This window comes from Corynebacterium sp. (assembly GCF_030532325.1).
Lineage (GTDB): Bacteria > Actinomycetota > Actinomycetes > Mycobacteriales > Mycobacteriaceae > Corynebacterium.
This window is the reverse complement of record NZ_JAUNLS010000012.1, coordinates 21,244-35,749: the sequence shown is the minus strand read 5'-3', so window position 1 is coordinate 35,749 and position 14,506 is coordinate 21,244. Positions and strand designations below refer to the sequence as shown.

At 64.8% G+C, this 14,506-nt stretch carries 14 protein-coding genes; 11 read left to right on the top strand and 3 right to left on the bottom strand.

Annotated features, from left to right (window positions below; genetic code table 11):
- Window positions 1–75: 75 nt before the first annotated feature.
- From pyrH to Q4E25_RS07645, 3 genes are all read left to right on the top strand, one after another.
- Window positions 76–762, top strand: a complete 687-nt coding sequence (gene pyrH, locus Q4E25_RS07655; RefSeq protein WP_303156150.1) for a UMP kinase — start codon at window positions 76–78, stop codon at window positions 760–762.
- Window positions 763–858: 96 nt separating this feature from the next.
- On the top strand, window positions 859–1,416 hold the full coding sequence (frr, locus tag Q4E25_RS07650; protein WP_303156056.1) for a ribosome recycling factor: 558 nt from the start codon (window positions 859–861) through the stop codon (window positions 1,414–1,416).
- Between the two features lie 119 nt (window positions 1,417–1,535).
- Window positions 1,536–2,390, top strand: a complete 855-nt coding sequence (locus Q4E25_RS07645; protein WP_303156149.1) for a phosphatidate cytidylyltransferase — start codon at window positions 1,536–1,538, stop codon at window positions 2,388–2,390.
- A 54-nt stretch (window positions 2,391–2,444) separates the two neighbouring features.
- On the opposite strand, the gene Q4E25_RS07640 is transcribed toward Q4E25_RS07645, so the two are convergent.
- Window positions 2,445–2,924 (bottom strand): lipopolysaccharide assembly LapA domain-containing protein, encoded by a 480-nt coding sequence (locus Q4E25_RS07640; RefSeq protein ID WP_303156053.1) that lies wholly within the window; start codon window positions 2,922–2,924, stop codon window positions 2,445–2,447.
- Between the two features lie 160 nt (window positions 2,925–3,084).
- Between Q4E25_RS07640 and rlmN the strand changes: the two genes are divergently transcribed.
- The 3 genes from rlmN to Q4E25_RS07625 all read left to right on the top strand — a co-directional run bounded on the left by rlmN (window position 3,085) and on the right by Q4E25_RS07625 (window position 6,699).
- Window positions 3,085–4,191 (top strand): 23S rRNA (adenine(2503)-C(2))-methyltransferase RlmN, encoded by a 1,107-nt coding sequence (gene rlmN, locus Q4E25_RS07635; RefSeq protein ID WP_303156050.1) that lies wholly within the window; start codon window positions 3,085–3,087, stop codon window positions 4,189–4,191.
- A 94-nt stretch (window positions 4,192–4,285) separates the two neighbouring features.
- The gene (locus Q4E25_RS07630; protein ID WP_303156048.1) at window positions 4,286–5,104 is read left to right on the top strand and encodes an ABC transporter ATP-binding protein; all 819 of its coding nucleotides are present in this window, start codon (window positions 4,286–4,288) and stop codon (window positions 5,102–5,104) included.
- Window positions 5,101–6,699, top strand: a complete 1,599-nt coding sequence (locus tag Q4E25_RS07625; protein ID WP_303156045.1) for an ABC transporter permease — start codon at window positions 5,101–5,103, stop codon at window positions 6,697–6,699. Before Q4E25_RS07630 ends, Q4E25_RS07625 begins: the two co-directional genes overlap by 4 nt.
- Window positions 6,700–6,766: 67 nt before the next feature.
- On the opposite strand, the gene Q4E25_RS07620 is transcribed toward Q4E25_RS07625, so the two are convergent.
- Window positions 6,767–7,198, bottom strand: coding sequence for a DUF2631 domain-containing protein (locus Q4E25_RS07620; protein ID WP_303156042.1), 432 nt, complete (start codon window positions 7,196–7,198; stop codon window positions 6,767–6,769).
- Window positions 7,199–7,363: 165 nt separating this feature from the next.
- Between Q4E25_RS07620 and dxr the strand changes: the two genes are divergently transcribed.
- The 5 genes from dxr to map all read left to right on the top strand — a co-directional run bounded on the left by dxr (window position 7,364) and on the right by map (window position 13,970).
- Window positions 7,364–8,539: a 1-deoxy-D-xylulose-5-phosphate reductoisomerase gene (gene dxr / locus Q4E25_RS07615; protein ID WP_303156039.1), complete on the top strand. Its 1,176-nt coding sequence runs from the start codon at window positions 7,364–7,366 to the stop codon at window positions 8,537–8,539.
- A 14-nt stretch (window positions 8,540–8,553) separates the two neighbouring features.
- Entirely contained in the window at window positions 8,554–9,762 is a 1,209-nt protein-coding gene (locus Q4E25_RS07610; protein ID WP_303156037.1) for an RIP metalloprotease, read from the top strand.
- A 70-nt stretch (window positions 9,763–9,832) separates the two neighbouring features.
- Window positions 9,833–10,996, top strand: a complete 1,164-nt coding sequence (gene ispG / locus Q4E25_RS07605) for a flavodoxin-dependent (E)-4-hydroxy-3-methylbut-2-enyl-diphosphate synthase (protein WP_303156034.1) — start codon at window positions 9,833–9,835, stop codon at window positions 10,994–10,996.
- A 133-nt stretch (window positions 10,997–11,129) separates the two neighbouring features.
- The gene (locus tag Q4E25_RS07600) at window positions 11,130–12,983 is read left to right on the top strand and encodes a penicillin-binding transpeptidase domain-containing protein (protein WP_303156030.1); all 1,854 of its coding nucleotides are present in this window, start codon (window positions 11,130–11,132) and stop codon (window positions 12,981–12,983) included.
- Between the two features lie 117 nt (window positions 12,984–13,100).
- Window positions 13,101–13,970 carry a type I methionyl aminopeptidase gene (gene map / locus Q4E25_RS07595; RefSeq protein WP_303156028.1) on the top strand — a complete coding sequence of 290 codons (870 nt, stop codon included), beginning with the start codon at window positions 13,101–13,103 and terminating at the stop codon, window positions 13,968–13,970.
- A 90-nt stretch (window positions 13,971–14,060) separates the two neighbouring features.
- Here map and Q4E25_RS07590 read toward each other — a convergent pair whose 3' ends face one another.
- On the bottom strand, window positions 14,061–14,495 hold the full coding sequence (locus tag Q4E25_RS07590) for a hypothetical protein (RefSeq protein ID WP_303156027.1): 435 nt from the start codon (window positions 14,493–14,495) through the stop codon (window positions 14,061–14,063).
- Window positions 14,496–14,506 lie beyond the last annotated feature (11 nt).

Sequence of the window (14,506 nt, the reverse complement as noted above, 5' to 3'; positions counted from 1 at the left end):
ATCAAGGCCGTGACTACCCCTGCGACTACCTCTGGGAACACTTCTGAACAAAAGCGAACCGGATACAAGCGCGTCATGCTCAAGCTGGGCGGTGAAATGTTCGGCGGAGGCAAGGTCGGCATCGACCCGGATGTGGTGGAAAACGTCGCCCGCCAGATCGCGGAGGTGGCCAAGCAGGGCACCGAGATCGCCGTGGTCATCGGCGGCGGCAACTTCTTCCGCGGCGCCGAGCTCTCCCAGCGTGGCATGGACCGAGCGCGCTCCGATTACATGGGCATGCTCGGCACCGTGATGAACTCGCTGGCTCTGCAGGACTTCCTCTCGCAGCAGGGCATCGACTGTCGCGTGCAAACCTCCATCAACATGGCCCAAATTGCTGAACCCTACCTGCCGCTGCGCGCAGACCGCCACCTGGAGAAGGGCCGCGTGGTTATCTTCGGCGCCGGCATGGGCATGCCGTACTTTTCCACCGACACTACCGCCGCCCAGCGCGCGCTGGAGATCGGCGCCGAGGTGCTCTTCCTGGCCAAGGCTGTCGACGGCGTCTACTCCGACGACCCACGCACCAACCCGGACGCCACCCTCTACACCGAGATCACCCCGCGCGAGGTCATCGAGAAGGGCCTGAAGGTCGCCGATGCCACCGCGTTCAGCCTGTGCATGGACAACAACATGCCGATCCTGGTGTTCAACCTGCTCACGGACGGTAACATCAAGCGCGCCGTCAACGGAGAGCAGATCGGCACCCTGGTGCAGTCCTAGGCGGCCACGCCGCAGGCACAGTTGGCCGCGCACCCGGGGCCAACCTGCTACATTCTTTTCCGATACGTTTAATGACTTTTAGGGAGTTTTACCCTCATGATCGATGAGATTCAGCTCGAAGCCGAAGAGCGCATGACCGCCTCCGTCGAGCACACTCGCGAACAGCTCGTGACCATCCGTACCGGCCGCGCGAACCCGTCGATGTTCAACGGACTGGTGGCGGAGTACTACGGTGTTCCCACTCCGATTACCCAGATGGCCACCATTTCGGTGCCGGAGCCGCGCATGCTGCTCATCAAGCCCTACGAGCAGTCCATGATCCACGAGATCGAAAACTCCATCCGCAACTCTGACCTTGGTGTTAACCCCACCAACGACGGCCAGGTGCTGCGTGTGACTGTTCCGCAGCTCACCGAGGAGCGCCGCCGCGAGATGGTTAAGGTGGCCAAGTCCAAGGGTGAGGACGGCAAGATCGCAGTGCGCAACATCCGCCGCCGCGCCATGGAGCAGCTGAAGAAGCTGCAGAAGGACGGCGACGCCGGCGAGGACGAGGTCGTCGCAGCCGAGAAGGAGATGGAGAAGATCACCGCGGGCTACATCGAGCAGATTGACAAGCTCGTTGCCGCCAAGGAAGAAGAGCTGATGGAGGTCTAGGGTCCTCCTCGACTTTCCACCTGATTTTCATCAACCCCGTCCCGCCCGCGCGCGGCCGTGGTTGCCACCAGAGGTCACCATGAAGGAGCGTGGGCGTGAACACTGAGCATCAGCGCCGGATGCCGAAGCCCAAAAACTCGGCGGGACGTAACCTGCCGGCGGCGATCGCCGTGGGCGTGGGGCTGGGTGCACTCGTGGTCTTCGCCGTGTGGGCCGGGCCCCTGGCATGGTACTGCGTTGTGGCGCTGGCCGTCGGCGTGGCCATGTGGGAGGTGCTCACCCGCCTGCGCGAGCACTCCTACTACATGCCGCGCACACTGCTCATCATCCTGGGGCAGGCCATGGTGTGGGCCTCGTGGTTCTTCAACGCCCCCGGCCTGGTCTCAGTGTACGTGGTGGCCGTCCTCAGCCTCATGTTCGGCCGCCTCTTCCACAATGGGCGCCACCGTCCACCCATTAACTACTTGCGGGATATGTCCGTGGGCATCTTCGTGCTCACCTGGATTCCGCTCTTTGGCACCTTTGCGGCCATGCTCTCCCACGTGGAAACCCCCTTTGCCTCGGGCGCGCGTTCCATCGTGGTCTTCATGCTGTGTGTGGTGGCCTCCGATACCGGCGGCTACATCGCCGGCGTGATGTTTGGTTCCCACCCCATGGCCCCGGCGGTGAGCCCCAAGAAGTCCTGGGAGGGTTTTGCCGGTTCGGTGCTCTTTGGCACCGTGACGGGTGCGCTCGGCTTTAGCCTGCTGCTGCACCACCACCTGTGGGTGGGCGCGCTCATGGGCTTGGGCTTGGTCTTCTGCGCCACCCTGGGTGACCTGGTGGAGTCTCAGTTCAAGCGCGAGCTGGGAATCAAGGACATGTCCACCATCCTCCCCGGCCACGGCGGCCTCATGGACCGCCTCGACGGCATGCTGCCCTCGGCCATGGTCACCTGGGTAGCCATGAACTTCCTCAGCACGCTTACCCCCTAGACCCAGACTTAGCCCCTCAGCCCAGCCCGGGCCAGTGCGTCTGGGCCATCGGCCTTAGTTGTTGGCGCGGGCCTGCTTGCGCACCTGGCGGCGCAGCTCAAACATGCGCCACATGCCCACCAGCGCCATGATGAGCGCGCCGGCGATAGCGCTGATGAGGTAGGCGATTCCTGCCGGGAACTCCGCGGACCAGTTGAGGAAGTTCATCGGCACCTTCTGCTGATTCTGCAGAATGAAGATGATGAGCACGATGAGCAGCAAGAAGCCCACGATGAGGGCAATCCACGTGCTGGCGGCAAAGGAGCCCTTGACTTTTCCGGCGTCGCGCTGCGCACGCTCGCGGGCCTTGCGCTCAGCCTTGGTTTCCTCCACTGCGGCGCCGGAGCTTGGGGCCGGCTCGAAGGGGGAGCCGGACTGCTCGGCCGGCAGCGAGGAGGAGTGCTCCGGGGCGGTGGCGCCGGTGACCTCGGACTCTCCCGGGGTGGCGGGGAACTCGGCGTCGGGGTGCGGGGCGGAATTGTTCGGATTAGTCATACACACATTAAATAGGGCAGCGCCTAGGTTGCGCCACTCGAGGCTGCGTTCCATCGTGGTTCCGCCGTTCCTCCATCGTGATTCAGCTGAGGATTTAGTGAGCCGGCAGCAGGCTCCAATTGGATAAAAGGGCCGGAAGCATGGAAAAATGGGCGGCATCATGGCTGAAGCATTGAAACTTAATTTCTCCGCTCCGCGTCGCGGCCTGCCGCCGAAGCACTTTGCGGATCTGACTGAGGACGAGCGCGTCGAGGCGCTCGCCGAACTTGGCCTGCCCAAGTTCCGCGCCAAGCAGCTGGCTAAGCACTACTACGTCCACCACACCGATAACGTCGAGGAGATGACGGACATCCCCGCGGACAAGCGCGCCGCGGTGCAGGAGCGTCTTTTCCCCACGCTGATGCAGCCCATCCGCCAGACCTCCACGGATGACGGGGAGACCACCAAGTCCCTGTGGCGCCTACATGATGGCACCCTGCTGGAGTCGGTGCTCATGCGCTACCCGGGCCGCGCCACGCTGTGTATTTCCTCCCAGGCCGGCTGCGGCATGGCCTGCCCCTTCTGCGCCACCGGCCAGGGCGGGCTGGACCGCAACCTCTCCACCGCGGAGATCGTGGAGCAGTTCCGCCACGCAGCCAAGATGATGGAAGAAGAAGGCGGGCGCTTGAGCAACGTCGTCTTCATGGGCATGGGCGAGCCGCTGGCCAACTACAAGCGTGTGGTCCACGCCGTGCGTCAAATCACCGGCCAGGGTGTGGAGGGGTTCGGCCTGTCCCAGCGCAACGTCACCATCTCCACGGTGGGCCTTGCCCCGGCGATCCGCCGCTTGGCCGACGAGGACCTCTCCTGCACGCTGGCCGTCTCGCTGCACACGCCGGACGACGAGCTGCGGGATACCCTGGTGCCGGTCAACAACCGCTGGCCGGTGGCTGAGGTGCTCGACGCCGCACGCTACTACGCCGATAAGTCCGGCCGCCGCGTGTCCATCGAGTACGCGCTCATCCGCGACAAGAACGATCAAGGCTTCCGCGCGGACATGCTGGGCTCCAAGCTGCACGCCGCGCTCGGCTCCAAGGTGCACGTCAACGTCATCCCGCTCAACCCCACGCCGGGCTCCGAGTGGGACGCAGCGCCCAAGGCCCGCCAGGACGAGTTTGTGCGCAGGGTCATCGCCAAAGGCGTGCCGTGTACGGTGCGCGACACCAAGGGCGATGAGATCGCCGCGGCCTGCGGCCAGCTGGCGGCTGAGGAGCGCGAGACTGCCTAAGCTCCGGAAGGCACTCGGCAGCCCCGGAAAGTAACCGCGGCGGTAAACGAAAGTACCCTCCGCGCAATGCCCGCCCGCCTTTAGTGTGGAGGGCATGACATCTGCGCATATAACACACATCAAACCGGATCCGCGCAGCCAGGCCTTGGCCGTGCGGGATCTCAGCAAGAGCTTCGGGAGCACCCCGGCGGTGCGCGGCATCAGCCTCGATGTGCCGCGGGGGAGCATCTATGGCGTGGTGGGCCCCAACGGCGCGGGCAAGACCACGATGCTCACCATGGCTTGTGGGCTGCTGCGCCCGGACGCCGGGGCCAGTTTCATCGCCGGGCATAGCGTGTGGGAGGAGCCCATCGCCGCGAAGAAGGCGATGGGCCTGCTCATGGATGGCGCCCCAGTCTTCGACCGTCTCACCGGCGCGGAGTACCTCCACTACCTGGGCGCGCTGCACGGGCTCGAGCGCGCGGAGTCCCTGCGCCGCGCCCAGGAGCTGTTGCACGTGCTGGCGCTTGACGACGCCGCCTCCAAGCGCATCACCGATTACTCCGCCGGCATGACCAAGAAGATCCTTGTGGCCGGAGCCCTGCTGCACGATCCCGAGGTGCTGGTGCTCGACGAGCCCTTGGAGGCCGTCGATCCGCTCTCCGGGCGCCACATCCAGCAGATACTCAAGGCCTTTGCCGCCCGCGGCGGCACGGTGGTGCTCTCTTCCCATGTCATGCAGCTGGTGGAGGGCTTGTGTGATCACGTGGCGGTGATCGGCGAGGGCCAGGTGCTCGCCTCCGGGCACGTCGATGAGGTGCGCCAGGGCAGAAGCCTCACGGATGTCTTCATCGAGCTCATCGGCGGCGCCGACTTGGAGGCCGGCTCCATGCAGTGGCTGCGCTCTGGGCACGACGAGGGAGGCGCGCGATGACCGCGACCTTGTTTTCGCTGCACCGCACCCTGTGGAAGCGCAGCGTGTCCAGCAATGCCGGCCAGGTGATGATGCCGCTGCTGCTGGCGCTGTATGGACTGATTGGCATCGCCTCGCTCATGTTTGCCTTCTACACGCAGATTGGGGAGGGGCAGACCTATCACCTGCTCAGCATCGGTTCGGCGCTCGGCGTGGTGGTTTTCGGCCTACTGGCGGTGATCATGCCGGCGGGCGAGGCCCAACTCTCGCCGCGCACCCTTGGCGTCTTCCCGCTCACGCCCCCGCAGATTCTGCCCGGCCTGGCGCTGTCCGCACTGTGGACCATGCGCACGTGGGTGGCCATCTTCTGCTCGCTGGTCTACGGCGTGGCCGGCGGCATCGTGCTGGGTGCCACCGGCTGGGGTGTAGGGATCATTGCCTTCGAGCTCGGGGTTGTGCTCTCCTGGGCCACCGCCGTGCTCTTCGCGGAGCTGCTCACCCAGGTCTCTGGGGTGGTCATGGAATCCAAGAGAACTACCAAGAGCGTTGTGGGTTCCCTGGGCATCTTTGTCCTCGTCCTGGGCGTGCTGCAGCTCAATTCGCTGTTGTCCACCGAACTTCCGCTGGGCCCGATTGGGCAGGTGCTCTCGTGGACCCCGCTGGCCGCGGCCGTCGGTTGGGCGTTCTCGCTTCATGAGGGCGCACTGCTGGCAGCTGCAGCCCAGTTGCTCATCGCGCTGCTTACCGTGGCGGTGTTGGCCTTCCTGTGGAGCGCGCGGGTGCGCTACCTGCTCAGCGAGCCCGCGCGGGCGGGGGAGGAGGCCACCACGCAGGTGGAGACCCGCGGTGTGTCCAAGCTGGAGCTGGGCCGCTGGTCCTACTCCAGCCCGGCGGCGATGGAGTTTAGTCGCACGCTGCGCTACATCACCCGGGACCAGCGCCTGATAAGCGCCCTTATTATGCTGCCGGTCTTCGTGGGGCTGATCCTGTGGCAGATGAGCAAGGGGGAGTACGGGCTCGCGCAGTTCTACCTGGTGCTCTTTGGAGTGGTCTCTGGAATCATCGCCTCCAATGACTACGGCTACGACGGGCCTTCCTACTGGGTGAAGTTCGTAGCACCCGTGGCCTCCAGCACCTTCCTGCGCGCGCGGCACTGGGGCCAGCTGTTCTATCCCTTCCTGGGCTTGGTGCTTATGTCCGTAGTGCTGCTTGTTGGCTCGCCGGATCACGGCAGCGCGCTGGGCTGGATCTGCGTGGCGTGGGGCATTTTTGCCTCCACCGCCGGGGTCAGCGTGCTGCTTACCGCCTTCAACCCCTATCCGCTCTCGCGGCCCGGCACGAATGCCTGGAACGATAAGTCGGGCTACTCCGCCACGGCCTTCGTCTCCGCGATGGTCTCCTTCTTTCTCAGCTGGGTGCCCGCGCTTCCCGCCATCATCCTGCTCGTCGTGGCCTCACCGTCGGTGTTGGATTCCACGCTGCTGTGGGGCATAGGCGTGGTGCTGGCACTGCTCATTCCAGGCGTGCTCTACGCGGTTGCGCTCCGCGTAGCCGGCAAGCGGGTGGACGAGCACATGCCGGAGATTTACGCCAAGGCCGGCCACTACGTGAACTAGCGCGCAAAAAATCCCCTCCTGGCCATCCACAGCGGTGGTGGCGAGGAGGGGATGTGTTCTGCAGCGCTTAAGCCAGCGGCTTAGCGGAGGCGTTGCGCAGGTGAGCAACGCGGGAAGGCTCGATGTTGAGAGCGCGCAGCTCATCATCGCTGAGGTTGGCGTACACGTGGGAGACGGTCTTCTGGTTGTACACCCAATCCGGCTCCTCGTGGCCGACCGGCTGGTTGCGGGCGGTCAGGGTGCGCACCTGGGAGAGCTTGGGCTGCAGGGCGTAGATAACCAGGCCCAGGGCGATGACAATCGCAAGAGCGAACAGCCAGATGGTCTCGACGTGGCCCTTGTGGTTACCAAAGTTGAAGCCCAGAAGGAACAGGACGGAAATCCAGCCTGCAATCTGAACACCAGAACGGCTAATGCGGGACCAACCAAAACCTGCGGACGGGACGTCCTCGGTGGAAACGCCGTCGAATACCTGCGGTGCCGGCTTGTGGGAAGACACTTGCTCTCCTTTGTGCGTGTACATACAGATCACATGAGATGAGTAACTGAGGTAAGTAACGTCAGCTCACATAAAATGCCAAATATTCTGCGTAATAGTTTAAGACATGCCGCCTGCAATAGCGATCAAATACCCCCGCCGTGTTGGCCACTCCTTCCGACTAGGGTGGTACAGGTGAGCAAGCAAAGCATTCTGATCCTCGGATCCACTGGTTCAATTGGTACGCAGGCACTGGAAGTTATCGCCGATAACCCAGATAAATTCACCGTCGCAGGTATCGCCGCCGGTGGGTCGAATCCGCAGCTGGTCATCGACCAAGCACGCGCACTCAACCTTTCGTTTGACCACGTGGCGGTGGCCAATCCTGCCGCGGCCCAGGAAGTCTCTGAGGCCCTAGGCGGCCCGGTGCGCCAGGGGCCGGACTCCGCGGCGCAGCTGGTGCGCGATGTGGACGTCGATAAGGTGCTCAACGCCCTGGTGGGCTCGATGGGTCTAGCCTCGACCGCGGCCGCCCTGGAAAAAGGGGAGTACCTGGCCCTGGCTAACAAGGAATCCCTGGTGGCCGGCGGGCACATCGTCACTCAACTGGCCGCCCCGGGCCAGATCATCCCGGTGGACTCCGAGCACTCCGCCATGGCCCAGTGCCTGCGAGCGGGCCGGGAGGGCGAGCTGGATCGGCTCGTGCTCACGGCCTCCGGCGGGCCCTTCCGCGGCTGGACTCGCGAGAAGATGTGGGACGTCACCCCACAGCAGGCCGCGCAGCACCCCACGTGGTCGATGGGGCAGATGAATACGCTCAACTCCGCCACGCTTATCAATAAGGGCCTGGAGCTCATCGAGGCCACGCTGCTCTTCGATATCGAACCCGAGCGCATCGAGGTGACCGTCCACCCACAGTCCATCGTGCACTCAATGGCCACCTTCACCGACGGTTGCACCATCGCGCAGTGCTCGCCGCCCTCGATGAAGCTGCCCATCTCGCTGGCGCTGAACTGGCCGCAGCGCGTGCCTGGTGCTCAGCCCTCGCTGGACTTCAGCACCGCGCACGAGTGGCGCTTTGAGCCGCTTGATGATGCCTCCTTCCCCGCCGTCTCCCTCGCCCGCTCCGCGGTGGCAGCAGGCGGGACCCACCCGGCGGTCTACAACGCGGCCAATGAGGAGGCCGCCGCGGCCTTTTTGGCAGGCCGCATCCGATTCCCAGAAATCGTTGATGTTGTTAGCCAGGTTCTCGGCCAAGCAGACCAGTTCGCTGGTGTACCCTCAACCGTCGACGATGTCCTCGCAGTGGAAGGCGAGGCACGCCGGCGCGCGACCGCGCTGGTGGATACTTTGGCTGACTAGAAAGCACCCACACTATGGCAAACCTCCTGGGCATTGTGCTCTTCGCCCTGGGAATCGGCATCACCGTCGCGCTGCACGAGGCCGGCCACATGCTCACCGCGCGGGCCTTCGGGATGCGCGTGCGCCGCTACTTCATCGGCTTCGGCCCAAAGGTGGCCTCCTTTACACGCGGGCATACCGAGTACGGCCTGGCGGCCCTGCCGCTGGGTGGCTTCTGCGACATCGCGGGCATGACCGCACAGGATGAGTTCCTCACCGAGGAAGAAGCCCCGCACGCGATGTACAAGAAGCCCGCGTGGCAGCGTGTCATTGTCATGTTCGGCGGCATCGGCGTCAACCTCCTTTTGGGCTTTATCATTCTCCTGCTCATCGCCATGACCTCCGGGCTGCCGGATCCCAACGCCGACGTGCGCCCGCGCGTGGGTGAGGTGACCTGCTCCGCCGACCAGGCGCCCGACGGCACCCTGGAGCCCTGCCAGGGCCTGGGCCCGGCCGGGGAGGCGGGCGTGGAGCCTGGCGACGTCGTTCTAGCGCTCAACGGCGAGAAGCTGGAGAGCTTTTCCCAGCTGCGCGATGAAGTCATGGCGCTTCCCGGCCAGAGCGTGACGCTGAGCGTGGAAAGGGAGGGCCAGCCGCTGGACTTCCAGGTCACGCTCGACACCGTGACCCGCCTGGATCAGAACGGCAAACCCTTCGAGGCCGGCTCCATCGGCCTGAGCAACCAGATCATCGATCCGATGCGCACCTACTCCTTCACGGAGGCTTTCCCGGCCACCGCGGAGTACACCGGACTGGTGCTCAAGGCCACCGTGCAGGGCATTGCCCAGTTCCCGGCCAAGATCCCGGGCGTGGTGGCCTCCGTCTTTGGCCAAGAACGCGACGTCAACGGGCCGATGTCCGTGGTGGGCGCGTCCCGGGTGGGCGGCGAGCTGGTGGAGCGTAGCCTGTGGTCCACATTCTTCATGATGCTGGCCTCCCTCAACTTCTTCCTGGCGCTGTTCAACCTCATCCCGCTGCCGCCTTTCGACGGCGGCCACATCGCCGTGATCCTCTACGAGAAGATCCGCGACGGTCTGCGCCGCATGCAGGGCAAGGAGCCGCTCGGCCCGGCGGACTACACCCGCCTTATGCCGGTGACCTACGTCATGGCCGCGGCGCTGCTGGTGGTAGGCCTTCTCATCATCGTGGCGGACGTGGTCAACCCGATCCGCCTCTTTGGTTGAGCAGGCGGCGGGGTAGCGGGCAAGCGGTGCTAAAGTGGGGGCGTTAAACCCCAGTTATCAAGGAGCGTGCATGTCGACCCCAATCGGTCTCGGTATCCCGGATGGCCCACCCCCTACCTTGGCGCCGCGCCGCAAGACGCGACAGCTCTTCGTCGGCCCCGTCGGCGTGGGCTCTGATCACCCCATCTCCGTGCAGTCGATGACCACCACGAAGACCCACGACGTTAACGCCACCCTCCAGCAGATCGCGCAGCTCACCGCCTCCGGCTGTGACATCGTGCGCGTGGCCTGCCCGAAGACCGTTGACGCCGAGGCCCTGCCGGCGATTGCGAAGAAGTCGCCGATTCCGGTCATCGCGGATATTCACTTCCAGCCCAAGTACATCTTCGCCGCCATCGACGCCGGCTGCGCCGCCGTGCGCGTGAACCCGGGCAACATCAGGGAGTTCGACGGCCGCGTCAAGGAGGTGGCCAAGGCCGCCGGCGACGCGGGCATCCCGATCCGCATCGGCGTTAACGCCGGCTCGCTAGATAAGCGCATTATGGAAAAGTACGGCAAGGCCACTCCGGAGGCCCTCGTGGAATCCGCGCTGTGGGAGGCCGGGCTCTTTGAGGAACACGGCTACGGCGATATCGCCATTTCCGTCAAGCATAATGACCCGGTGGTCATGGTGGAGGCCTACCGCCAGCTCGCCGCGCAGTGCGATTACCCGCTGCACCTTGGTGTGACCGAGGCCGGCCCGGCCTTCCAGGGCACCATCAAGTCCTCCGTGGCCTTCGGCGCCCTGCTGGCTGAGGGCATCGGTGACACCATCCGCGTGTCTCTGTCTGCGGATCCCGTTGAGGAGATCAAGGTGGGTGACCAGATTCTGCAGTCGCTCAACTTGCGCCCGCGCAAGCTGGAGATCGTCTCTTGCCCGTCCTGCGGCCGCGCTCAGGTGGACGTGTACAAGCTGGCGGAGGAAGTTACTGCCGGCCTGGAGGGCATGGAGTTCCCGCTGCGCGTGGCCGTCATGGGCTGCGTGGTCAACGGCCCGGGCGAGGCCCGCGACGCCGATCTCGGCGTGGCCTCCGGCAACGGCAAGGGCCAGATCTTTGTCAAGGGTGAAGTCATCAAGACCGTGCCCGAGTCCAAGATCGTGGAGACCCTCATCGAGGAGGCCATGCGTCTTGCCGATGAACAGGGCCTAGAGGCCGTCGAGGGCGCCAAGGCCGAGGTGCGCGTCACCCGCTAAGGCCGCCGCTGCCGGCGCGAACCGGTAAAGAAACCGGCAGAATAGACCGGCAGAAAAGCAACTGAGAATCAGGCCGTCCCACCACGGTGTGGGGCGGCCTTTTCGCATGCCTGTGCTGCTAGGATGCCCAAACATGAAGAAACTGGTGGCCTTGCTCTCGGCGGCGTGTGTGGCGTCGACCTCCCTGGTGGCGTGCACGCCGAAGCCGGTGTCGGCGGAGCCGGTGGCCGAGCGCTTCATCGAGGGCATGGAGACCCGCAACACCGAGGAACTCGCACAGCTGGTGGACAAACCAGAGGAGACCGTGAGCACCTATGACGCCACCTATGGCGGCCTGCAGGCCGAGGGCGTAGACGTGGAGCTGCTGGGCGTGGACCAGCGGGAGTCGCAGGCCACCGCGCGCTACAAGGTCACCTGGGATCTGCCCAAGGAGCGCACCTTGGAATACGACACCGCGATGACCCTGACCAAGCAGGATAAGGACTGGACGGTGCGCTGGCAGCCCAGCATCATCCACCCGGACCTGGGGGCGCACCAGCACCTGGAGCTGCGCGCTATCGAGGCCCAGCGCGCCAGCGTGGTCTCCTCCGACGGCGTGGAGCTGATGTCGCCCGGCCTGCAGTACCGCGTGGTGGTGGATACCTCGCAGGTCGATGACGTGCGCCCCCTGGCCTCCAAGGTCTCCAGCGCGCTGGCCCAGGCGCACGCGGAGGACGATTCCATCCCGGAGGTGGACCCCGCGGGGCTGGCCAAGGATCTGGAGGGCGTCGACGGGGCCTACTCCGTGGCCGTGCTAAGCGACGCCCAAATTCGCGCCGCTCGCCCGCACCTCGAGGCGGTGTCGGGGCTGCGTCTCAACGAGGAACCTGCGCTGGTGACCCGGGAGCGCGGCATGGCGCCGGATATCCTGGCGCGCGTGCGCTCGATGGTCTCGGAGGAGATCGACGGCAACAACGGCTGGTCCGTCTCCGTGGTCAACGAGCACGGCGCCGCGCTGTCCGACGTCGAACTGCACGAGCCGCAGGCCGCCCCCTCGGTGAAGGTCTCGTTGGATTACAACGTGCAGCGAGCCGCCCAGGAGGCGGTGAACCTGCGCGCGGAGTCGGAGGCCATGCTCGTGGCCATGCGCCCCTCCACGGGCGAGATCCTCGCTGTTGCGCAGACGGAGGCCGCGGACAAGAAGGGTGACATCGCTTTGCAGGGCCAGTTCCCGCCGGGCTCGGTGTTTAAGATCATCACGGCGGCGGCCGGCGTGCAGGACCAGGGGCTGAGTGCGGACAGCATCGTGCCCTGTCCGGGTACCATGAACATCTACGGCCGTACGGTGACCAATTACAACGGCTTCTCGCTGGGTTCGGTTCCGCTGCGCCAGGCCTTCGCGCAATCCTGCAACACCACCTTTGCGGATATTTCCACCCAGCTGCCGCAGGGGGATCTGAAGAAGATTGGCAAGCAGTTCGGCTTTGGCGTCGACTACGACATTCCGGGGTTGACCACCATTACCGGGTCCATCCCGGAGGGCGATACGCCGCTGGCGCGCACCGAATCCGGCTACGGCCAGGGCGAGGACCTGGCTAGCCCGTTTGGTATGGCGCTGGTTTCCTCCACGGTGGCGGCGGGCAAGACCCCGCTGCCCACCTTGGTGAGCACGCACGAGACGAAGGCGTCGGAGAAGGTCGCTCCGCCCTCCCCGGCGGTCTTGGACAACGTGCGCGACATGATGCGCCAGGTGGTCGTCGGCGGTACCGCAGCCGGCATGCGGGCCGGCGGCACGATCTACGGCAAGACCGGTGAGGCGGAAATCAACGGCGGATCCCACGCTTGGTTTACCGGCTTCCGCGATGATGACATTGCCTTTGCCACGCTCGTGGTGCTGGGCGGCGGCTCTGATGTTTCGGTCAACATCACCGATAACTTCCTGCAGAAGCTCGACGCCTACCGGGCGGAGGGCCGCGAGGCCGGCCCGGCTCCTGCCGCGGAGGGCTAGACCGCGCCCGGTGCGCGGCGGCAGAGCCCGGAGCAGAGTGCGACGCGATGCGGCGCCGGGCTGACGTGCTGCCTGCTCTTTGGCCGGAAATAGGGTGGAGGGCTACCATGGACAACCATGAGTACTCGCGCAAAACTAAAGCCAGAAAAGCCCACCCCTATCCGCACGGTCCCGAAGTCCATCGAGCGCCCGGAGTACGTGTGGAAGGACACCGTCCAGGAGGCGCAGGGCGAGCCCTTCGTCCAGACTCCTGAGGTCATTGAGGCCATGCGCGAGGCCTCCAAGATCGCCGCCAACGCGCTGCAGGAGGCCGGCAAGGCCGTGGCCCCGGGCGTGACCACCGATGAGATCGACCGCGTGGCCCACGAGTACATGTGTGATCACGGCGCCTACCCGTCCACGCTGGGCTACCTGCACTTCCCCAAGTCCTGCTGTGTGTCTCTCAACGAGATTGTGTGCCACGGCATCCCGGATAGCACGGTGATTGAGGACGGCGACATCGTCAACATTGACGTCACCGCGTTCAAGAATGGCGTGCACGGCGATACCAACGCCACCTTCCTGGCTGGCAACGTTTCTGAGGAGCACAAGCTGCTCGTGGAGCGCACCCATGAGGCCATGATGCGCGGTATCAAGGCTGCTAAGCCGGGCCGTGAGATCAACGTGATCGGCCGCGTCATCGAGTCCTACGCGCACCGCTTTGGCTACAACGTGGTCACCGACTTCACCGGTCACGGCGTGGGCCGGACCTTCCACAACGGCCTGGTGGTGCTGCACTACGATTCGATGGCTTACCGCGACATCCTGGAGCCGGGCATGACGCTGACCATCGAGCCGATGATCAACTTGGGCTCCCTGGATTACGAGATCTGGGATAACGACTGGACCGTGCAGAACGTGGACGGTAAGTTCACCGCTCAGTTCGAGCACACCATCGTCATCACCAACGACGGCAACGAGATCCTCACCCTGCCGGATGAGGCTTAGCGCTCTACACACTCTACAGAGAAAGCCCTCCACTTACCGTGCGCGTCACGGCGTGAGTGGAGGGCTTTGTGCTGTGGAGAAGCGAGCGTCTTAGGAGACGATGTTCTTCAGAGTCTGTGCCACGTAGTCCGGGATAACGCCCTGGTGAACGGCGAAGTTGTAGGCAGCAACAGCGGTGGAGACAGCTGCGGCAGCAACCATGACGAAGGTGCCATCGCGCCAGATCTGCAGCCACTGCGGAACCTGGGACTCGTTCTTGGTGGAGCCGAAAGCGTCGGCGCCGTTGCCGGTGATCTGGCCGTCGGTCACAGCTCCCAGCTTGGAGGAGAGGGAGGCGTCGCCCTTGGAGGACAGCGCGGAGGACATATCGGAGAGGTCGGCGTCCTCCTTGAGGGCGTCCTGAACCTGCTCGTCGGTCAGGTCAGAGCCCTCAACGGGGCCAGCGGCGGAAGCAACGGTGGTGCCAGCGAAAGCGATGGAGACAGCAGTTGCAGCTGCAACGGCGGCGGTGCGGAATTTACGCATCTTGGGTGAAG

Bases quoted from the DNA above. Each gene is read 5' to 3' on its own strand.
- Q4E25_RS07630 (WP_303156048.1), top strand. From the start codon at position 4,286: ATGACATCTGCGCATATAACACACATCAAACCGGATCCGCGCAGCCAG.
- Q4E25_RS07610 (WP_303156037.1), top strand. From the start codon at position 8,554: ATGGCAAACCTCCTGGGCATTGTGCTCTTCGCCCTGGGAATCGGCATC.
- rlmN (WP_303156050.1), top strand. From the start codon at position 3,085: ATGGCTGAAGCATTGAAACTTAATTTCTCCGCTCCGCGTCGCGGCCTG.
- Q4E25_RS07600 (WP_303156030.1), top strand. From the start codon at position 11,130: ATGAAGAAACTGGTGGCCTTGCTCTCGGCGGCGTGTGTGGCGTCGACC.
- frr (WP_303156056.1), top strand. From the start codon at position 859: ATGATCGATGAGATTCAGCTCGAAGCCGAAGAGCGCATGACCGCCTCC.
- pyrH (WP_303156150.1), top strand. From the start codon at position 76: ATGCTCAAGCTGGGCGGTGAAATGTTCGGCGGAGGCAAGGTCGGCATC.
- Q4E25_RS07590 (WP_303156027.1), bottom strand. From the start codon at position 14,495: ATGCGTAAATTCCGCACCGCCGCCGTTGCAGCTGCAACTGCTGTCTCC.
- Q4E25_RS07645 (WP_303156149.1), top strand. From the start codon at position 1,536: ATGCCGAAGCCCAAAAACTCGGCGGGACGTAACCTGCCGGCGGCGATC.
- ispG (WP_303156034.1), top strand. From the start codon at position 9,833: ATGTCGACCCCAATCGGTCTCGGTATCCCGGATGGCCCACCCCCTACC.
- Q4E25_RS07640 (WP_303156053.1), bottom strand. From the start codon at position 2,924: ATGACTAATCCGAACAATTCCGCCCCGCACCCCGACGCCGAGTTCCCC.
- map (WP_303156028.1), top strand. From the start codon at position 13,101: ATGAGTACTCGCGCAAAACTAAAGCCAGAAAAGCCCACCCCTATCCGC.
- Q4E25_RS07625 (WP_303156045.1), top strand. From the start codon at position 5,101: ATGACCGCGACCTTGTTTTCGCTGCACCGCACCCTGTGGAAGCGCAGC.